Genomic DNA, 17,826 nt, shown 5'->3' on the forward strand with positions numbered 1-17,826 from the left:
CACCACCGCATGGAAGCCCTCATCTTCATGTTCGACGTGGCCTGCATGACCTACCTGTGCTGGCGCGTCTACAAGCTCGACCCCAAACACCCCAGGCCCGATGACCTGGGCTATTTCCAGTACCGTACCGCGTGCACGACGCCCAGGCCCCGGCCGAACCGCCGCAGGGCAAAGGCAATGGACCGCGCAAGGGGCGTTCCGGTGCGTGACCTGTTCTTCGCCCTGGCCATGCTGGCCCTGGTGCCGCTGGCCTTCCTGCGCCCCTTCAACGCCTACATGCTCTGGGGCTGGACGTCCGCGATGATCCCCACGGGCTTTCTGTTCGGCTTCATGGCCAGCGCGCGCGTGAACTTCATCTTTGCCGGTATCACGCTGTTGCTGGTGGTGCTGCGGCGCGTGGACTGGAGCCAGTACCGCTTCAACTGGGCGGTCGCGCTCTACCTGGTCTTCCTGCTGCACGCCACCATCGCCTGGCTCACGGGCTACGGTGGCAACGGCAACAACGCCAAGTACTACGACATCCTCATGAAGGGGCTGATCTTCAGCATGCTGATGCCGATGTTCGTGCAGTCGCGCATGCACATGCACATGATGCTGCTGGTGGTGGTCTTCGGCCTGGGCCTGCACGGCATGATCGAAGGGCTCAAGACCGTGGTCTCGGGCGGCTCGCACAACATGTATGGCCCGGCCGGCAGCATGCTGTACGACCGCAACCACCTGTCCACGGCGCTGGCCATGGTGCTGCCCATCGCCTACTACCTCTACCTGCACTCCGTGCACCGCTTCGCGCGCTGGGGTTTCCTGGCGCTGTTCGTGATCATCGTGCTGGCCATCATGGGCGGCGGTTCGCGTGGTGGCTTCGTGGCGCTGGCGGTGGTGGCCTTCTGGCTCATCCTCACCTCGCGCCACCGCTGGCGCACGCTGTTCATCGTGGCCGCCCTGGGCCTGCTGCTGTGGCAGTTCGTGCCCGATTCGGTGGTGAGCCGCCTGGAGACCATCGGAGAGGCGAACGAGGACGACTCCTTCATGGGCCGCGTGCACGCCTGGAAGATCAGCTCGGCACTGGCGCTGGAGCACCCCTTCTTCGGCGGAGGCTTTCACGCCGTGCAGGTGCAGTACGTGTGGGAGCAGTTCAAGACCGCCCCCAGCCTGCTGGACTTCCTCAACATGCCGCCGCCCGAGTTCGTGCTGGCCAAGGCCGCCCACAGCGTGTACTTCGAAGTCATGGGCGACCTGGGCTTCCTCGGCCTGTTCCTCTACCTCCTGATCTTCTCCATGCCGCTGCTGGCCCGCTTCTCGGTCAAGCGCATGGCGACCCGCCTGGGCCCCGACTTCGTCTGGGCGCGTGACCTGGGTGACATGCTGATGCTCGCTGTCATGGCGTACCTCGTGGGCGGCGCTGCCGTGAGCGTGGCCTACCTCGAGGTGGCCTACCTCATGGTCATGCTGATGGCCGTGCTGCAGGTGCACCTGCGCCAGCGCCTGAGCGAACATGAGCGGGCGCAGGCCCGCGCCAGTCGCGCCACGTACGTGGGGGGCGCCGCGTGAGCCTTGCCCTGCGGGAGCCGACGGTCTCGGTGATCATGCCGGCGTGGAACGCCATGCGCTACATCCACGCCGCCATCGACAGCGTGCTCTCGCAGTCGTACGAGGACCTGGAACTCGTCGTCATCAACGACGGCTCCAGCGACGGTGACTACGCCGCGCTGGAGCGCATCGACCCGCGCGTGCGCGTGATCGAGGGCGCGCGCGGTGGCGTCTCGCGCGCGCGCAACCTCGGCATGGCGCAGGCGCGCGGGCGTTACTTCGCCTTCATCGACGCCGACGATCTGTGGGTGCCGGGCAAGTTGCAGATGCAGGTGGAGTACCTGGAGGCCCACCCGGACCTCGGCATCGTGTTCGGTGAGATCCATCGCTGGCGACCCGGCCCCGATGGCACCTGGCCCGACCCGTCCGCGCACTTTCCCGATGCGCAGACCCTGGCGCGGCCCAACCCGGACTGGCACGGCTGGATGTACACGCAGATCCTGATGGGCTGCACCCTGGGCATGATCACGCCGCTGATGCGCCGCGAGGTGTACCAGGCGGCCGGCGGCTTCGACGAAAGCATGGAGCGCGGCGAGGACTACGATTTCTGGCTGCGTTGCTCGCGCCACGCGCGCATCCAGGGCTTCTCGGCCGTGATGGCGATCTACCGCATCCACCCCGCCAGCGCGATGCACAAGATGATCGAACGCAACCACCTGGCCGAGCTGCTGGAGCGCGCCCGCGAACGCTGGGGCCTGAGCGACCCCGACGGGCACCGGCTGCCCCGGCTGCACTACCGCTACCGCTTAGGCCGCGCGCATTTCGACCATGGCTACACCCACTACTGGTCGGGCGACCCCGCCGTCGCGGCGCGCGAGTTCGCCCAAGCCTTCCGTCGCGGCTGCCTGATGCACCGGGCGGCTGCGTTCTGGATGCTGAGCCAGCTCAAGCGCCTGCGCCGCGTCACCGCGGCGCCCAGCCCCATCGAGCGCAGCTGAGCGCCTGGGGAGCGGCGAGCGGCGCTCAGACGCGGCTCTGGCGCCAGCGCACATACAGCGTGCGCAGCTCCTCGTACACCGGCAGGCCGAACAGCCGCAGCAGCAGCGCCCAGCCGATCGCCGCCGGCAGGCCCAGCGCCAACAGCATGGCCCAGGCCGGCAGGGGCGGCAGCGCCCATTTCAGCGCGAGCATGCTGATCAGCAGCGTGAGCGTCAGACCCACGACCGGCGCGGCCATGGCCAGCCAGCGCCGGGGCGCGATGCCCAGGTAGCGGTACTGGATCCACAGGCCCAAGGGCAGGGTGAGCACCTGCGCCGCCACCATCGCCTCCGCAAAGCTCTGCAGGGTTCCGTCGAAGAGCAGGACGATGAACACGGCCTTGAGACCCAGCAACAGCAGCATGGGCAGGCCGGCCACGTAGGGTTTGCCGATGCCCATGAGCGCCGCCGGCACGAAGGAGAACAGCACCCCCAGGCCGGCCGAGATGCACAGCCACGGCACGGCCACGGCACTGGGCAGCCACTTGGCGCCATAGAGCAGGTAGATCACCTCGTTGGCCAGCAGCGCCGTCATGGCCATGGCCGGCAGCAGCAGCGTGGCCAGGTAGGAGGTGACGCGGCAGACCTCGGCCGCCACGTCGCCCTGGCCGTGGTGCAGGCGCGCCATGTAGGGCAGGGCGAAGTAGTTCACCGCCGGCATCACGCCGCTGCTGGCGATGTTGATGGTGGAGTTGGCCTTGCTGAAGAAACCCACGTTGGCGGGCGTGCTGAGTCGGCCCAGCGCGATGTCGGGGATGGCGTTGTCGATCGCCGTCAGGGCCGAGGTGATCATGGCGCCGACGCCGAAGTTGGCCACGCGGCCCCAGTTGTGGAACCCCGGGATCCAGGGCGTCTTCGTGGTCGACAGCAGGCGCACGGCGGTGATGTGGGTGGCGATGTTGATCAGGCTGGCCCAGGCCATGGTCATGTGGCCAAAGCCCTTGAGCGCGAGCACGATGGACACGGTGAAATAGACGCTGAGCGCGATCATCCCGGCCTTGGCGGTGCGCACCACCTCCATGTTGCGCACCAGGATGGCGCCGGGCAGGGCCCCGAAGGGGATGAGCACGAAGCCCATGGCCAGCACCTTCACCACGTTTTCCACGCGCGGCTCGCCAAAGAACCCCGACCACAGCGGCGCGCTCAGGAACATGACCAGCGCCATGGTCCATGAGGTGCACATCACCACGCCCAGGGCGGAGCGCAGGGTGTCCTCGCTCAGTTCCTTCTGCCGCTTGATGAAGGCGGTGACGCCGAAGTCCCGGAACAGGTGGGCCACGGCCACCAGCACGGCGCTCATGGAATAGACGCCGATGTCGTCCGGGTCCAGCAGACGGGCCAGCACCATGCTCAGCACCAGGTGCCCGGCGACTTCCGCGTTGCTGAAGATCAGCTGGAAACCGAATTTCTTGCGGGTGGAGTTCACGCGCTGCCTTGGAAGGATGCGAAACCCGGCATTCTGCGGGAACCCGGGGCGGTACCCCTTGGCAGCCACCGGGGTGGCGAGCAGAATGCCGCAAAACACGCGTCCACAGAGGCGCGGATGCGACGGAGCCAGGGCTTGGAGGGGAATGTGGCCATCGGGCCGCAGGAGGATTCGGCATGCTGCGCTGTTTCGATGACAGTGTCGACGCGTCACTCGTCGACCGCGGATCGTTCGTCTGCGGGCACAAGCTGATGGGGCATCCGGCCCTGTCGCTGGAGAGCCTGTGCCGCGTGCTGCCGCGGCTGCCGCCAGGGCAGGTGATGTACGCCACGCGGCGCCTGGCCACCGAAGACAACTTCGAGAAGACCTTCAAGCAGCGGCCGCTGGACCGCTCGGTCGCGGAAACCATCGAGACCATCCGCGAGTCCGACAGCTACATCATGGTCAACTCGCCGCAGGTGGACGAGAGCTTCGCGGAGATCTACCAGGACCTCATCCACGACGTGCAGTCCCTCATGTGGGAACGCGGTGTGGGCGACAAGGCCATCTCGCCCAAGCTCTACCTCTTCATCGCATCGCCGAACAGCGTCACGCCGTTCCACATCGACCGCTATTCCACCTTCCTGATGCAGTTTCGCGGCAGCAAGTGGGTCACCGTGTCCGACCCCTGGGATGAGCGTGTGGTGACCTCGCCCGACCGCGAGAACTACGTCTCCTACGTGAGCACGCAGCTGCCCTGGACGCCCGACAAGGACGCCATCAGCACGCGCTACTGGTTCGAGCCCGGGCAGGCGCTGCACATCCCGTTCGTGTCCGGCCACCACGTGCACAACGGGCCCGACGACGTGTCGATCTCCATGTCCATCATCTTCAACACACCGCAGACCGTGGACTGGCGCGACGCGCTCAACTTCAACCAGCGGGCGCGCAAGGTGCTGCGGCGCGTGGGCATGGGCCCGGGCCCGGTGGGCGTGAACCCCGGCCGCGACGCGCTGAAAGCCAAAGCCTGGCGCACCTGGGCTGGCTGGCGTGGATACTGAGCGCATGTCTGCCGCCAGCCCACCCGCCGCCGCCACCACGCTCTCCCCATCCCTGTCGATCTGGCTCGACCTGTGCCGCGTGCTGGCCGCGCTCGCGGTCTACGTGGGCCATTCGGTGGTGCTGGGCCTGGCGCCCGAGGCGCTGTCGCTCACCTGGCACCGCTCGGCCGATGACGCGGTGATCGCCTTTTTCGTCATCTCGGGCTTCGTCATCGCCTACAGCACGCTTTCGCGCCATGGCAGCGCCGGGCACTACGCGCTGGCGCGCCTCTCGCGCATTTACTCCGTGGCGATTCCCGCCGTGTTGCTGGCGCTGCTGCTGGACTCCATCGGCCTGCGCATCGGGCCCGAGGCCTACGCGGGCTATGCCTGGCAGTACCCCCACGCGGCGCTGGTGCCGCCGTACCACTGGCTGTTCCTGGGTGAGGGCTGGTTCGGTTCCTGGCAGCCCTTCAGCATGGAGCCGTACTGGTCGCTGGCCTACGAGGTCTGGTACTACGCGCTGTTCGGCGTGTTCGTGTACGCGCGGGGCTGGTGGCGCTGGCCCTTGCTCTTGGTGGTGCTGGTCTTCATGGGGCCGGCCGTGCTGATGCTGCTGCCGGCGTGGTGCCTGGGGGTGTTCCTCTGCCGCCACCTGGGCGCGCTGCGGCCGGGCCGCTGGCCGGCGCGCACGCTGATGCTGCTGTGCGCGCTGGCCTACGCGGCCTTCTTCCTGTCGGGCGCGCGCGCGGCCACCGACGAGGCCTCGCGTGCCTTGTACGCGGCAATCGCGGCCCGGGCGCCGTTTCCCTTCGAGCCCGGCTCCACCGTGCATGTGCTCTCCGACTACGTGACGGCCCTGCTGTTCGCCGGCTTCGTCATCGGCTGCGCAGGGGCCGACTGGGGTTTCTCCGCGCGCGCGGGGCGGATCGTCCGCTGGCTGGCTGACCGCACCTTCAGCTTCTACCTCATCCACTTCAGCCTGCTGGTGCTGGCGCGCGCGGCGGGTGTGACCGCGTCGGGCTGGGCCGGCTACGCCGCGCTGCTGGCCGGTGTGCTGCTGGCCACCTGGGCGCTGGGGCAGATCGGCGAGCAGCGCCGCGAGGCGTACCGCGCGGCGTTCCGCTGGCTGGGGCAGCTCGCCCGCCGGGGCCTGGGGACGGTGGTGCCGCGCTTGCGGTCCTGAGCACGCGGTCCGACAGCGGGGCGCGACAATACGCCCCATGTCAGAGGCGCATTCCGACCAATTGCTCAGCGAAGTGGCCGCGCTGCCAGGGCTGCCGGGCGTGTACCGCTATTTCGATGCCCAGGGCCAGCTGCTCTACGTGGGCAAGGCGCGCAACCTGAAGAAGCGCGTCTCCAGCTACTTCCAGAAGAACCACGACGGCACGCGCATCGGCCACATGGTCAGCCGCATCGCGCGGCTGGAAACCACCGTGGTGCGCAGCGAGGCCGAGGCCCTGCTGCTCGAGAACAACCTCATCAAGACGCTCAACCCGCGGTTCAACATCCTGTTCCGCGACGACAAGAGCTACCCCTACCTCAAGATCACCGGCACGCGCGAGGCCCAGCGCCCGCTGGCCGGGCGCGTACCCAGCGCGTCCACGCTGTTCCCGCGCATGGCCTACTACCGCGGCGCGGTGGACAAGCGCCACAGCTACTACGGCCCGTACCCCAGCGCCTGGGCGGTGAAGGAATCCATCCAGTTGCTGCAGAAGGTGTTCAAGCTGCGCACCTGCGAGGACACGGTCTTCGCCAACCGCACGCGCCCCTGCCTGCTGTACCAGATCAAGCGCTGCAGCGGGCCCTGTGTCGACCTGATTCACCAGGCCGACTACCTGAACGACGTGGCCAACGCCGAGCGCTTCCTGCGTGGCGAGACCCAGCAGGTGCTGCAGATGCTGGAGCAGCGCATGCTGGCGCACAGCGAGAAACTGGAGTTCGAGCAGGCGGCCGAGATCCGCAACCAGATGAGCGCGCTGTCGCGCGTGCTGCACCAGCAGAGCATGGAGGTCGGCAACGACCAGGACGTGGACGTGCTGGCCGTGAAGGTGCAGGGCGGGCGCGCCTGCGTGAACCTGGCCATGGTGCGCGGCGGCCGCCACCTGGGCGACCGGCCGTACTTTCCCGCGCACGTGGAAGACGCCAGCGCGATCGAGGAGCAACTGGCCAACACCGCCGACGCCCCCGAGGGCGCGCCGTCGGATGTGGCCGAGCGCGGCAGCGTGGACGAAGCCGAGCGCACGGCGGTGCGCGTGCTGGAGGCCTTCATCGCCCAGCACTACCTGGGCGCGCCCATGCCGCCGGTGCTGGTCACCAGCCACGCGGTGGGCAAGGCGCTGCTGGAGGCCCTGTCGGAGCAGACCGGCCAGAAGGTCCACGCGGTGCACAACCCGCGCGAGCACCGCCGCCGCTGGCTGGAGATGGCGCAGAAGAACGCCGGCATCGCCCTGATGCGGCTGCTGTCCGAAGAAGGCAGCCAGCAGGCCCGCACGCGCGCGCTGGCCGAGGCGCTGCAACTGCCCGACGACGAGCTGGAGGCGCTGCGCATCGAGTGCTTCGACATCTCGCACACGGCGGGCGAGTCCACCCAGGCGTCCTGCGTGGTGTTCGAAGGGCACAAGCTGCAGAACAGCCAGTACCGCCGCTACAACATCGAGGGCATCACGCCCGGAGACGACTACGCCGCCATGCGGCAGGTGCTGACGCGGCGCTACGGCCGCATCGCCGAGGCGCTGAAGGCCGAGTCGGGCGACGCGGCCCTGCCGGCGGGCACGGAGGTGAGCCTGGCCGACGAGGCCGAGGGCGAGCCGAACGGCTTGGTGCGCGGCCCGGATGAGTCGGCCATCGCCGAGGCCCGCTCAGGCTCGGAAATGCCCGCCGCCGGGCCGCGGATGCCCGACATCGTGCTCATCGACGGTGGCAAGGGCCAGGTGGGCGTGGCGCGCGAGGTGTTCCAGGCCCTGGGGCTGGACCTGGCCTGCATCGTCGGCGTGGAAAAGGGCGAGGGCCGCCGGGTGGGCCTGGAGGAACTGGTGTTCGCCGATGGGCGCGCCAAGGTCTACCTGGGCAGCGACTCGGCGGCGCTGATGCTGATCGCGCAGATCCGCGACGAGGCGCACCGCTTCGCCATCACCGGCATGCGCGCCCAGCGTGCCAAGGTGCGGGTGGGGGCGAGCCAGCTCGAAGACATTCCCGGTGTGGGCCCGAAGAAGCGCGCGCGGCTGCTGCAGCGCTTCGGCGGGGTAAGGGGCGTGGCCTCGGCCAGCGTGGAAGACCTGGCCACGGTGGAGGGGATCTCGGACGAGCTGGCGGACGCGATCTACCGGGCGCTGCACTGAGGCCGCGCGGCGCCCCCGGGGCTCAGTGGTCTCGCGAGGGCCCCGCCATCAGCCTGTCCGCCAGCGCGATCGCCAGCGCGCTGAACAGGAAAGCGACGTGGATCAGCGTCTGCCACATCAGCACCTTCACCTCGTAGTTGCCGGCGTTGATGAAGGTCTTGAGCAGATGGATGGAGCTGATGCCGATGATGGCCGTGGCCAGCTTCACCTTCAGCACGCTCGCGTTCACGTGGCTCAGCCACTCGGGCTGGTCGGGGTGGTCCTCCAGGTGCATGCGGCTCACGAAAGTCTCGTAGCCGCCCACGATCACCATGATCAGCAGGTTGGAGATCATCACCACGTCGATCAGCGCCAGCACCACCAGCATGATGATGGTCTCGTTCAGCGCGGTTGGCGCCACGTCGCTCTTGTAGCCAATGCTGTTGACCAGCTTGCTCAGCGCGGCCTCGCTGCCGAAGGCGGCCTCGATCAGGTGCACCAGCTCCACCCAGAAGTGGAAGACGTAGATGGCCTGCGCCGCGATCAGGCCGATGTACAGCGGCAGTTGCAGCCATCGGCTGGCGAAGATCAGGTTGGGCAGGGGGCGGATCGGGCGGGCGGCCTTGAGGGGGTCGGTCATGGTGGGCGCAATCAAAAAAGCGGCGCCGACAAGGGCACCGCGAGCGTCGGTTATTGTAGGAGCCTTGCCCACGTGTCAGTTGGCCGTAAGTGCCCATGCGCACAGTGCCGCCGGCCCGTTTTTCCAGCACAACAGCCGAGGAGACATCCGCATGACATCGCCTTCGTCGTCGATCGAGTCCGTCCTGGTCGAAAACCGCGTGTTCGAACCCAGCGCCGCCACCGTGGCCGCCGCCCGCATCGCCGGCATGAAGGCCTACGATGCCCTGTGCGCCGAGGCCGACAAGGACCCCGAGGGCTTCTGGGCGCGCCTGGCCAAAGAGCACCTGGTCTGGCACAAACCCTTCACGCAGACCCTGGACGCCAGCGACCGGCCCTTCTACAAGTGGTTCCAGGACGGCCAGCTCAACGCCTCGGCCAACTGCCTGGACCGTCACATCGGCACCCCGGTGGAGAACAAGACGGCGATCGTCTTCGAGGCCGATGACGGCGCGGTGACCACCATCACCTACAAGGAACTGCTGGCCAGGGTCTCGCAGTTCGCCAACGCGCTCAAGGCCCGCGGCGTGAAACAGGGCGACCGCGTGATCATCTACATGCCCATGACCATCGAGGGCGTGGTGGCCATGCAGGCCTGCGCCCGCATCGGCGCCACGCACAGCGTCGTGTTCGGCGGCTTCTCGGCCAAGGCCCTGCAGGAGCGCATCCAGGACGCGGGCGCCGTGGCCGTGATCACCGCCAACTTCCAGATGCGCGGCGGCAAGGAGTTGCCGCTCAAGGCCATCGTCGACGAAGGCATCGCCATGGGTGGCTGCGAGTCGATCAAGACCGTCATCGTGATGCAGCGCACCGCCACCGCCTGCCACATGGTCGCCGGCCGCGACATCACCTGGGCAGACGCCATCGCCGGCCAGAGCACCGACTGCCCGCCGGCCATGGTGGGTGCCGAGCACCCGCTGTTCGTGCTCTACACCTCCGGCTCCACCGGCAAGCCCAAGGGCGTGCAGCACAGCACCGGCGGTTTCCTGCTGTGGGCGCGGCTCACCATGCTCTGGACGTTCGACCTGAAGCCCGAGGACCTGTTCTGGTGCACGGCCGACATCGGCTGGATCACCGGCCACACCTACGTGGCCTACGGCCCGCTGGCCGCCGGCGCCACGCAGGTGGTGTTCGAGGGCGTGCCCACCTTCCCGCACGCGGGGCGCTTCTGGCAGATGATCGAGAAGCACAAGGTCAGCATCTTCTACACCGCGCCCACGGCGATCCGCTCGCTCATCAAGGCGGCCGAGGGCGACGAGAAGGTGCACCCGAAGAACTGGAACCTGGACAGCCTGCGCCTGCTGGGCTCGGTGGGCGAGCCCATCAACCCCGAGGCCTGGATGTGGTACTTCCGGAACGTCGGCCACGAGCGCTGCCCCATCGTGGACACCTTCTGGCAGACCGAGACCGGCGGCCACGTCATCACGCCGCTGCCGGGCGCCACGCCGCTGGTGCCGGGTTCGTGCACGCTGCCCTTGCCGGGCATCGCCGCGGCCATCGTGGACGAGGCCGGCAACGACGTGCCCAATGGCGCAGGGGGCATCCTGGTCATCAAGCGGCCGTGGCCCTCGATGATCCGCACCATCTGGGGCGACCCGGAGCGCTTCAAGAAGAGCTACTTCCCGCCCGAGCTCAAGGGCTACTACCTGGCCGGCGACGGCGCGGTGCGCAGCGCCGACCGGGGCTACTTCCGCATCACCGGCCGCATCGACGACGTGCTCAACGTCTCGGGCCACCGAATGGGCACGATGGAGATCGAGTCGGCCCTGGTGGCCAAGACCGACCTGGTGGCCGAAGCCGCCGTGGTGGGCCGCCCCGACGATGTCACGGGCGAGGCCATCGTGGCCTTCGTGGTGCTCAAGCGCTCACGCCCCACGGGCGAAGAGGCCAAGGCCATCGCCAAGCAGCTGCGCGACTGGGTGGGCAAGGAGATTGGTCCCATCGCCAAGCCCAAGGACATCCGCTTCGGCGACAACCTGCCCAAGACGCGCAGCGGCAAGATCATGCGCCGCCTGCTGCGTGCCATCGCCAAGGGCGAGGCGATCACGCAGGACGTGTCCACGCTGGAGAACCCGGCGATCCTGGATCAGCTGGCGGAAAACAACTGAAGCCCCGGCGGCGAAACAGCCGTCGTCTCAGAGCTGCTGGTAAACAGCCTCCGCGAGCGCCATCAGCGCCTCGCGCGACAGCGGGCCGCTGAGCGCGTAGCCGAAGCCCTGGTCCACCCAGTAGAAGGCGGGCACGGGGCCTTCGGGCGCGAAGCGAAAGGCGGTTTCGCGGTTGGCGCCGCCGGGTGCGCCGGGCGGGTTCGCGTCCACCGCGCCCAGGTACAGGGTCAGGCGCTGGCCTTCGGCGTTCTGGAACATGAACTGCGCGCGCGCGCCGGCCTCGCCGGGCAGCAGTCGCCCGCCCACCAGCGCATAGCCCTGGGCCTGCAGGTCGGGCACCTTCAAGGGCCGGCCCGTGCGGCGTGAGAGCCACTGCACCAGGTGCTCCTGATCTGCCGCGGCCACTTCCACGGGGTGGCGCTTCTCCGGTGAATAGACGGCATGCGCCAGCGCCGCGTCGCGCGCGAAGGCGGGCAGGGCAGCGGCGGGGCTCCTCGCAAGCAGCCCGGTCTGGGCCGGGTCCGTCCATTGGCCGTGCGCGAGCCAGCCCGCGCCGAAGGCCAGCAGCACGCCGGCGGCAAGGCCGCCCCAGCGCCACCAACGCTCGCCGCGCTGGCGGGCGTCGCCCATGCGGTGGGCTGCGTCCAGCAGCGACGGCGGCAGGGGCTCGTCGAGCAGTTCGCGGTGCAGGCCGCGAAGGGCCTCGCGCTGGGCCTGCCACGTGGTCAGGCGCTCGCGCGCGGCGGCGTCGTGGGCCAGCCGCGCTTCCAGAGCGCCGCGTTCGGCGGCATTCACCTGGCCGTCGACCAGGGCGTTGATCTCGGCGTCGCTCAGCGGTTGAAAGGAGGGGGGCTTGTCCATGGCGGCGGGCGGCGCTATTTCAGCCGCTTCAGGTGCGGGGCGGGCGGGGAGGCGGCGTCCGCCCGAGCGCTGGTGGCCGGGGCGTCCATCAGCGCCTGCAGTCGCGTGCGGGCACGGGACAGGCGTGACATGACCGTGCCGATGGGCGTGCCGGTGATGCGGGCGACCTGCTCATAGCTCATGTCCTCCAGGCTCACCAGCAGCAGCACGGCGCGCTGCTCCTCGGGCAGGCGCAGCAGGCAACGCTGCAGGTCCAGCGCGAGGTCCTGCGCGGCGTCGGGCGCCGCGGGTTCGGCGGCGTCGTCGATGTCCACCAGCGGGAGCGCGGCCGAACGCCGCAGCGACTGGCGCACACCGCTGACGTGCAGGTTGTGCATCAGCGTGAACAGCCAGGCCCGCAGGTCGGAGCCCACGGCCCACAGCCGCCATTTGCCGCAGGCCCGCTCCAACGTGTCCTGCACCAGGTCGTCGGCGGCCCAGGCGTCCCCCGTGAGCGCTCGCGCGTAGCGGCGCAGCGCGGGGATCTGGACGATCAGGTCGGGTGGGCTCATCGGCTGGGCCGCCAGAACGCCAGGTGGGGCCTCAGGGTTTGACGACGCGCCAGACGTTGTTGAAGCCGTCGCCGGTCTTGTCGCCGGGTTTGGTGTCGCGCACCCAGTAGTACAGCGGCTTGCCCTTGAAGGCCCATTGCTTCGCGCCGTCGTCGCGCGTGACGATGCTGTAGTCGCCCATGGCCTTGTCGCTGGCGCCGGCCATGAACGGGGGCCAGTTCGTGGCGCAAGGCCCGTTGCAGACCGACTTGCCGCTGCCGGCCGTGTCGCGGTCGAAGGTGTACAGCGTCATCTGGTTGGGTCCGACGAGCATGCCGTCGGCGACCTTGGCGGGCGAGTGGTGTCGGGCGTGCATCGAGGCGCAGCCGCCGAGCAGGGCGGTGGCCAGGGCGATGGGCAGCAGGACGTTCATGGCGCGTTCTCCAGGGTGGATGGTGGCGCAGAGCAAGGCACTCTGCACCGGGATGAACGCGCGCCGCCAGCGGTCTATTCCCGACCGCGAGAAAAAAATCAGCGCTGCCGGTCCTTCATTGCCCGCTCCACCTCCCGCTTGCCTTCGCGGTCCTTGATGGTGTTGCGCTTGTCGTGCTCGCCCTTGCCCTTGCCCAGCGCGATCTCGCACTTCACGCGGCCGCCTTTCCAGTGCAGGTTCAGCGGCACCAGGGCGAAACCGCGCTGCTCCACCTTGCCGACCAGGCGGTCGATCTGCGCCTTGTGCAGCAGCAGCTTCTTGGTGCGCGCCGACTCGGCGCTCACGTGCGTGCTGGTGGTGCGCAGCGGGTTGATCTGGCAGCCGATGAGGAACAGCTCGCCGTCGCGGATGACGACGTAGCCGTCGGTGAGCTGGACCTTGCCCTCGCGCAGGGCCTTCACTTCCCAGCCCTGCAGCACCATGCCCGCCTCGTAGCGTTCCTCGATGGCGTAGTTGAACAGCGCCTTCTTGTTCTCGGCGATGCGGCTGTCGCCGGGCTGGTGTTTGCTGGAGGTGGACATAAGGGGAAAGGTGGGGGCGATCAGCCCGGGCGACAAGGGGGCCTAGAATCGTCGAGGCCCTGTCGCGGCGCCCGTGGGCGTGCTCGCCGCGCGGGACCGGCGATTGTATGAAAACCATTCACAAGTCCGTGCTGTTGTGGCACAGCGCCCACGAGATGTTCGCGTTGGTCACCGATGTGCAGCACTACCCCGAGTTCCTGCCGTGGTGCGACCGCACCGAGGTGCTGGAGCGCACGGCCGACGGCATGGTGGCCCGTGTGGGCATGTCCATCGGCGGCCTGCAGCAGGGCTTCACCACCCGCAACACCCACGTGCAGGACCGCGAGGTGCACATGGAGCTGGTCGACGGGCCGTTCTCTCAACTCGATGGCGTGTGGAAGTTCCTGCCGCTGGGTGACGGCTCGCAGCGCGCCTGCAAGGTGGAATTCACCCTGCGCTACGGTTTTTCCAGCGGGGCGCTGGCCGCGGTGGTGGGCCCGGTGTTCGACCGCATCGCGGGCAATCTGGTGGACGCCTTCGTCAAGCGCGCCGACCAGGTCTACGGCACGTCCTGAGCCATGCGTGTGACCCTGCTGTACGCCAGTGCGCCGCGCACGGTGCACGAGCTGGAGCTGGACTTGCCCGAGGGCACCAGCGCCGGGGACGCCGTGCGCGCGGCGGGCTGGCTGGATCGCTTTCCCGAGACCGCGTCGCCCGATGAGGCCTTGAGCCTGTCCGTCTGGGGCCGCCGTTGCGAGGCCGATCAGGCCCTGCGCGACGGCGATCGGCTGGAACTGCTGCGTGGCCTGCGCGTGGACCCCAAGGTGGCCCGGCGCGAGCGCTTCGCGGGGCAGGGCGCGCGCGGAGCGGGCCTCTTTTCCAGACGCCGGCCCAACAGCAAGGCCGGCTACTGAGTTCAGCAGTCGCTGCGGATGATCTCCTGCAGGCGCTGCGCTTCGCTGGCGCGTCGCGCGTCGTCCATGACCTCGCGCTCGCCTTTGGCGTTGGTGGTGGCCAGGCGCTGGCCGGAGTCCAGGGTGGCCTTGGCGCGTTTGGCGCGCTCGCAGTTGTCGGCCCGCGCGCGGGCCAGGCGCTCGGCCTCCTGCTTCTTCTTCGCTTCCTCGGCGGCCTCGGCTTCCTTCTTGCGGGCCTCGAGTTCCTTGTCGACGCCAGGGGCCGCCGGAGCGGCGCCCGGTGCCGCAGGCCCGCCGTTGGCGGCCGGCGCGGCCGGTGCCGCAGGGGCGGCGGCCAGGGGCGGGGTGGCGCCGGGGCGCTTGAGAATGTTCTTGTCCGGGATGCTGGCCGGCGGCGCGGTGTCGCTGAACACCTTGCGGCCGGTGTTGTCGATCCATTGCCACTGGGCCAGGGCCGGAGCGGCCATCGCGGCGCAGAGCGCCAAGGCGGCCAGTGAGCGCAGGGCGAGGGGGGCGAAGGGGGTTTTGGGCATCCGGGCAGTGTATGCCCGGGGTCGAGTCAGGTGTCGGCCAGCGCCGCTGAAGCGATGCCCGCAGGCAACGGACGGCGCAAGCCCTGCGCCACCGGGAGCCCTTGGGGGCCACGTTTACAATCCGCTTTTTGGAGACCCCTTCATGCGCCTCCTCGGCAACGCGCTCACCTTTGACGACGTTTTGCTGGTGCCCGCGTACTCCCAGGTCCTGCCCAAGGACACCTCGCTGGCCACCCGTTTCTCCCGCAACATCCAGCTCAATCTGCCCCTCGTGTCCGCCGCCATGGACACCGTCACCGAGGCCCGCCTGGCGATCGCCATCGCCCAGGAAGGCGGCATGGGCATCATCCACAAGAACCTCACGGCCGCCGAGCAGGCCGCCCAGGTGGCCAAGGTCAAGCGCTACGAGAGCGGCGTGCTGCGCGACCCGGTGGTGATCTCCTCCGACACCACGGTGCGCCAGGTGATGAAGCTGTCCGACGAGCTGGGCGTTTCGGGTTTCCCCGTGGTGGACGCGGGCAAGGTGGTGGGCATCGTCACCGGGCGCGACCTGCGCTTCGAGACCCGTTACGACCTGCCCGTGCGCGAGATCATGACCCCTCGCGAGCGCCTCATCACCGTGCCCGATGGCACCACGCCGGGCGAGGCCAAGGTCCTGCTCAACAAGCACAAGCTGGAGCGCCTGCTGCTGGTCAACGACGCCTTCGAGCTCAAGGGCCTGATCACGGTGAAGGACATCACCAAGCAGCTCAACTTCCCCAACGCCGCGCGCGACGCCGCCGGCCGCCTGCGCGTGGGCGCGGCGGTGGGCGTGGGCGAGGGCACCGAGGAGCGGGTCGAGGCGCTGGTGAAAGCCGGGGTGGACGCCATCGTGGTGGACACCGCGCACGGTCACAGCCGCGGCGTGATCGAGCGCGTGCGCTGGGTCAAGCAGAACTACCCGCAGGTCGACGTGGTCGGCGGCAACATCGCCACCGGCGCGGCCGCGCTGGCGCTGGCCGAGGCCGGCGCCGACGCGGTCAAGGTCGGCATCGGCCCGGGCTCCATCTGCACCACCCGCATCGTGGCCGGCGTGGGCGTGCCCCAGATCATGGCCGTGGACAGCGTGGCCACCGCGCTGCAGGGCAGTGGCATTCCCCTCATCGCCGACGGCGGCATCCGCTACAGCGGCGACATTGCCAAGGCCATTGCGGCCGGTGCCAGCACGGTGATGATGGGCGGCATGTTCGCCGGCACCGAAGAGGCGCCGGGCGAGGTCATCCTCTACCAGGGCCGCACCTACAAGAGCTACCGCGGCATGGGCTCCATCGGCGCCATGCAGCAGGGCAGCGCCGACCGCTACTTCCAGGAAAGCAGCACCGGCAACCCCAATGCCGACAAGCTCGTGCCCGAGGGCATCGAGGGCCGTGTGCCCTACAAGGGCTCGGTCGTGGCCATCCTGTTCCAGTTGGCCGGCGGCGTGCGCGCCAGCATGGGCTACTGCGGCTGCGCCACCATCCAGGACATGAAGGACCGCGCCGAGTTCGTGCAGATCACCGCGGCCGGCATGCGCGAGAGCCACGTGCACGACGTGCAGATCACCAAGGAAGCGCCGAACTACCGGGCCGACTGAACGGCTTCGCACCGCAGCAGAAACGCCCCTTCGCAGGGGCGTTTTTCATGGTGCATCGGTGTTCAGGCCATCAGGCTCACGTGGGCGCTGACCACCCGCCAGCCCTCGGGCATGCGCACCCAGGTCTGGCTCTGTCGGCCGATGCGATCGCTGCCCTCGCGGCGGAACTCGATGTTGGCAACGGCCATGTCACGGCCGAAGCTGGTGACCTGGCGCGCCGTCACCGTGCGCGCCAGGCCCGCGCTCGGGCGCGCCTGGCGAAAGGCCTGGATGGCCTGGTAGCCGTAGAGGTTCTCGCCGGCGCCGTAGCGCAGGGTCAGTGGCGAGTTCCAGAACAGCTCGTCGAGCACGGCCACGTCGTTGCCGACCAAAGCCTTCTCGTAGGCGTCGAAAGCGGCGTTGACCTCGGCGAGGACCTCGGGGCGGTTGATGTCGGTGATGTCGGTCATGGTGGGGTCGTGGTCAGGGTGGATCCGGCGCATGCAAGAGGCTCGCCAGGCCGGGCCACGCTGCCTTCGCCGCCCAGGCTGGGGAATTTTGGTCCATAAATCTCTGGTCCATAAGTGGCGGTTTCTGGCACAATGCCGGGTTTTCCAGCCGCCGCACCCGCCATGCTGTCCGTCCCCATCCACCAGGCCAAAGGCCAGTTGTCCGAGCTGATCCGGGCGGCCGAGCAGGGCGAGCAGGTGGTGCTCACGCGCCACGGCAAGCCGGTGGTGCGCCTGGTGGCCGAGGTCGCCGGTGTCGACGAGGCCGAGCGCGAGCGCGTCTCGGCCCAGGCCCTGGCGGACCTGCGCGCCTTTCGTGCCGCCTGGTCGGCGGAGGACACGCCGTGAAGCCCTGGGTGATCGACACCAGCGTGGCCCTGGCCTGGCTGATCCCCGAACACCAGCACCCGCGCTGCGACGAGCACTACGGCCGTGCGCGTGGACAGGCCGGCCTGTACCACGCCCCCGCGCTGTGGCACTGGCAGGTGGGCCAGGCCCTGTTGCTGGCCTGCCGCGGCGGGCGCCTGCCGCGCGCCCACTACGAGCGCGGCCTGGAACTCGTGGCCCAGGCCCAGGTCGAGATCGACCCGCCGCCCAGCCTGCACCGGCGCAGCCAGGTGCTGCGCCTGGCCGAGGCCCACCAGATCAGCTACCTCGACGCCGCCTACCTCGAACTGGTGGTGCGCCTCAACGGCACCCTGCTCTCACGCGAAACCGCGCTGCTGCAGGCCGCGCGCGCCTGCGGCATCGCCGTCGAACCGTTTTAGTTCTTCCGAAAGC

The 17,826-nt window shown here is 69.1% G+C and carries 19 protein-coding genes; 11 read left to right on the forward strand and 8 right to left on the reverse strand.

Going from position 1 to position 17,826, the window contains the following annotated elements:
* Positions 1 to 9: 9 nt before the first annotated feature.
* Complete coding sequence (locus tag GTO19_RS09285) at positions 10 to 1,548, forward strand: putative O-glycosylation ligase, exosortase A system-associated (protein ID WP_291020811.1); 1,539 nt, start codon at positions 10 to 12, stop codon at positions 1,546 to 1,548.
* Positions 1,545 to 2,525, forward strand: coding sequence for a glycosyltransferase family A protein (locus GTO19_RS09290; protein ID WP_291020812.1), 981 nt, complete (start codon positions 1,545 to 1,547; stop codon positions 2,523 to 2,525). The genes GTO19_RS09285 and GTO19_RS09290 overlap by 4 nt, the downstream gene beginning before the upstream one ends.
* Before the next feature lie 25 nt (positions 2,526 to 2,550).
* On the opposite strand, the gene GTO19_RS09295 is transcribed toward GTO19_RS09290, so the two are convergent.
* The gene (locus GTO19_RS09295) at positions 2,551 to 3,990 is read right to left on the reverse strand and encodes an oligosaccharide flippase family protein (RefSeq protein ID WP_291020813.1); all 1,440 of its coding nucleotides are present in this window, start codon (positions 3,988 to 3,990) and stop codon (positions 2,551 to 2,553) included.
* A gap of 176 nt (positions 3,991 to 4,166) precedes the next feature.
* On the opposite strand from GTO19_RS09295, the gene GTO19_RS09300 reads away from it, so the two are divergent.
* Genes GTO19_RS09300 through uvrC form a run of 3 tightly spaced genes read left to right on the forward strand, consistent with a single transcriptional unit; the run spans position 4,167 to position 8,350 of the window.
* Entirely contained in the window at positions 4,167 to 5,030 is an 864-nt protein-coding gene (locus GTO19_RS09300; protein WP_291020814.1) for a cupin-like domain-containing protein, read from the forward strand.
* A gap of 4 nt (positions 5,031 to 5,034) precedes the next feature.
* Entirely contained in the window at positions 5,035 to 6,195 is a 1,161-nt protein-coding gene (locus GTO19_RS09305) for an acyltransferase (protein WP_291020815.1), read from the forward strand.
* A gap of 37 nt (positions 6,196 to 6,232) precedes the next feature.
* Entirely contained in the window at positions 6,233 to 8,350 is a 2,118-nt protein-coding gene (gene uvrC, locus GTO19_RS09310; protein WP_291020816.1) for an excinuclease ABC subunit UvrC, read from the forward strand.
* 22 nt (positions 8,351 to 8,372) lie between these two features.
* Here uvrC and GTO19_RS09315 read toward each other — a convergent pair whose 3' ends face one another.
* A complete protein-coding gene (locus GTO19_RS09315) occupies positions 8,373 to 8,969 on the reverse strand; it encodes a YqhA family protein (RefSeq protein ID WP_291020817.1) in 597 nt (198 codons plus the stop codon).
* Between the two features lie 151 nt (positions 8,970 to 9,120).
* Here GTO19_RS09315 and acs point away from each other — a divergent pair, with 151 nt between their 5' ends.
* Entirely contained in the window at positions 9,121 to 11,115 is a 1,995-nt protein-coding gene (acs, locus tag GTO19_RS09320; protein ID WP_291020818.1) for an acetate--CoA ligase, read from the forward strand.
* Positions 11,116 to 11,142: 27 nt separating this feature from the next.
* Here acs and GTO19_RS09325 read toward each other — a convergent pair whose 3' ends face one another.
* The 4 genes from GTO19_RS09325 to smpB all read right to left on the reverse strand — a co-directional run bounded on the left by GTO19_RS09325 (position 11,143) and on the right by smpB (position 13,520).
* Positions 11,143 to 11,976 carry an anti-sigma factor gene (locus GTO19_RS09325; protein ID WP_291020819.1) on the reverse strand — a complete coding sequence of 278 codons (834 nt, stop codon included), beginning with the start codon at positions 11,974 to 11,976 and terminating at the stop codon, positions 11,143 to 11,145.
* 14 nt (positions 11,977 to 11,990) lie between these two features.
* A complete protein-coding gene (locus GTO19_RS09330; protein WP_291020820.1) occupies positions 11,991 to 12,527 on the reverse strand; it encodes a sigma-70 family RNA polymerase sigma factor in 537 nt (178 codons plus the stop codon).
* Between the two features lie 31 nt (positions 12,528 to 12,558).
* Complete coding sequence (locus tag GTO19_RS09335; RefSeq protein WP_291020821.1) at positions 12,559 to 12,939, reverse strand: hypothetical protein; 381 nt, start codon at positions 12,937 to 12,939, stop codon at positions 12,559 to 12,561.
* Positions 12,940 to 13,037: 98 nt separating this feature from the next.
* Positions 13,038 to 13,520 carry an SsrA-binding protein SmpB gene (gene smpB, locus GTO19_RS09340; RefSeq protein ID WP_291020822.1) on the reverse strand — a complete coding sequence of 161 codons (483 nt, stop codon included), beginning with the start codon at positions 13,518 to 13,520 and terminating at the stop codon, positions 13,038 to 13,040.
* A 107-nt stretch (positions 13,521 to 13,627) separates the two neighbouring features.
* Here smpB and GTO19_RS09345 point away from each other — a divergent pair, with 107 nt between their 5' ends.
* Positions 13,628 to 14,074 carry a type II toxin-antitoxin system RatA family toxin gene (locus tag GTO19_RS09345; protein WP_291020823.1) on the forward strand — a complete coding sequence of 149 codons (447 nt, stop codon included), beginning with the start codon at positions 13,628 to 13,630 and terminating at the stop codon, positions 14,072 to 14,074.
* 3 nt (positions 14,075 to 14,077) lie between these two features.
* Positions 14,078 to 14,413 carry an RnfH family protein gene (locus GTO19_RS09350; RefSeq protein ID WP_291020824.1) on the forward strand — a complete coding sequence of 112 codons (336 nt, stop codon included), beginning with the start codon at positions 14,078 to 14,080 and terminating at the stop codon, positions 14,411 to 14,413.
* Between the two features lie 2 nt (positions 14,414 to 14,415).
* On the opposite strand, the gene GTO19_RS09355 is transcribed toward GTO19_RS09350, so the two are convergent.
* Positions 14,416 to 14,946, reverse strand: a complete 531-nt coding sequence (locus GTO19_RS09355) for a DUF4124 domain-containing protein (protein WP_291020825.1) — start codon at positions 14,944 to 14,946, stop codon at positions 14,416 to 14,418.
* 142 nt (positions 14,947 to 15,088) lie between these two features.
* Between GTO19_RS09355 and guaB the strand changes: the two genes are divergently transcribed.
* On the forward strand, positions 15,089 to 16,558 hold the full coding sequence (gene guaB, locus GTO19_RS09360; protein ID WP_291020826.1) for an IMP dehydrogenase: 1,470 nt from the start codon (positions 15,089 to 15,091) through the stop codon (positions 16,556 to 16,558).
* 62 nt (positions 16,559 to 16,620) lie between these two features.
* Here guaB and hpxZ read toward each other — a convergent pair whose 3' ends face one another.
* The gene (hpxZ, locus tag GTO19_RS09365) at positions 16,621 to 17,007 is read right to left on the reverse strand and encodes an oxalurate catabolism protein HpxZ (protein WP_291020827.1); all 387 of its coding nucleotides are present in this window, start codon (positions 17,005 to 17,007) and stop codon (positions 16,621 to 16,623) included.
* Positions 17,008 to 17,169: 162 nt separating this feature from the next.
* Here hpxZ and GTO19_RS09370 point away from each other — a divergent pair, with 162 nt between their 5' ends.
* Positions 17,170 to 17,394, forward strand: a complete 225-nt coding sequence (locus tag GTO19_RS09370; RefSeq protein ID WP_291020828.1) for a type II toxin-antitoxin system Phd/YefM family antitoxin — start codon at positions 17,170 to 17,172, stop codon at positions 17,392 to 17,394.
* Complete coding sequence (locus GTO19_RS09375; RefSeq protein ID WP_291020829.1) at positions 17,391 to 17,813, forward strand: type II toxin-antitoxin system VapC family toxin; 423 nt, start codon at positions 17,391 to 17,393, stop codon at positions 17,811 to 17,813. Before GTO19_RS09370 ends, GTO19_RS09375 begins: the two co-directional genes overlap by 4 nt.
* The last annotated feature ends 13 nt before the right edge of the window (positions 17,814 to 17,826 follow it).

Origin of the sequence: Hydrogenophaga sp. (genome assembly GCF_011772445.1) — a bacterium.
Lineage (GTDB): Bacteria > Pseudomonadota > Gammaproteobacteria > Burkholderiales > Burkholderiaceae_C > Hydrogenophaga.

Bases quoted from the DNA above. Each gene is read 5' to 3' on its own strand.
- GTO19_RS09285 (WP_291020811.1), top strand. From the start codon at position 10: ATGGAAGCCCTCATCTTCATGTTCGACGTGGCCTGCATGACCTACCTG.
- GTO19_RS09300 (WP_291020814.1), top strand. From the start codon at position 4,167: ATGCTGCGCTGTTTCGATGACAGTGTCGACGCGTCACTCGTCGACCGC.
- GTO19_RS09305 (WP_291020815.1), top strand. From the start codon at position 5,035: ATGTCTGCCGCCAGCCCACCCGCCGCCGCCACCACGCTCTCCCCATCC.
- uvrC (WP_291020816.1), top strand. From the start codon at position 6,233: ATGTCAGAGGCGCATTCCGACCAATTGCTCAGCGAAGTGGCCGCGCTG.
- GTO19_RS09315 (WP_291020817.1), bottom strand. From the start codon at position 8,969: ATGACCGACCCCCTCAAGGCCGCCCGCCCGATCCGCCCCCTGCCCAAC.
- acs (WP_291020818.1), top strand. From the start codon at position 9,121: ATGACATCGCCTTCGTCGTCGATCGAGTCCGTCCTGGTCGAAAACCGC.
- GTO19_RS09325 (WP_291020819.1), bottom strand. From the start codon at position 11,976: ATGGACAAGCCCCCCTCCTTTCAACCGCTGAGCGACGCCGAGATCAAC.
- GTO19_RS09330 (WP_291020820.1), bottom strand. From the start codon at position 12,527: ATGAGCCCACCCGACCTGATCGTCCAGATCCCCGCGCTGCGCCGCTAC.
- GTO19_RS09335 (WP_291020821.1), bottom strand. From the start codon at position 12,939: ATGAACGTCCTGCTGCCCATCGCCCTGGCCACCGCCCTGCTCGGCGGC.
- smpB (WP_291020822.1), bottom strand. From the start codon at position 13,520: ATGTCCACCTCCAGCAAACACCAGCCCGGCGACAGCCGCATCGCCGAG.
- GTO19_RS09345 (WP_291020823.1), top strand. From the start codon at position 13,628: ATGAAAACCATTCACAAGTCCGTGCTGTTGTGGCACAGCGCCCACGAG.
- GTO19_RS09350 (WP_291020824.1), top strand. From the start codon at position 14,078: ATGCGTGTGACCCTGCTGTACGCCAGTGCGCCGCGCACGGTGCACGAG.
- GTO19_RS09355 (WP_291020825.1), bottom strand. From the start codon at position 14,946: ATGCCCAAAACCCCCTTCGCCCCCCTCGCCCTGCGCTCACTGGCCGCC.
- guaB (WP_291020826.1), top strand. From the start codon at position 15,089: ATGCGCCTCCTCGGCAACGCGCTCACCTTTGACGACGTTTTGCTGGTG.
- hpxZ (WP_291020827.1), bottom strand. From the start codon at position 17,007: ATGACCGACATCACCGACATCAACCGCCCCGAGGTCCTCGCCGAGGTC.
- GTO19_RS09370 (WP_291020828.1), top strand. From the start codon at position 17,170: ATGCTGTCCGTCCCCATCCACCAGGCCAAAGGCCAGTTGTCCGAGCTG.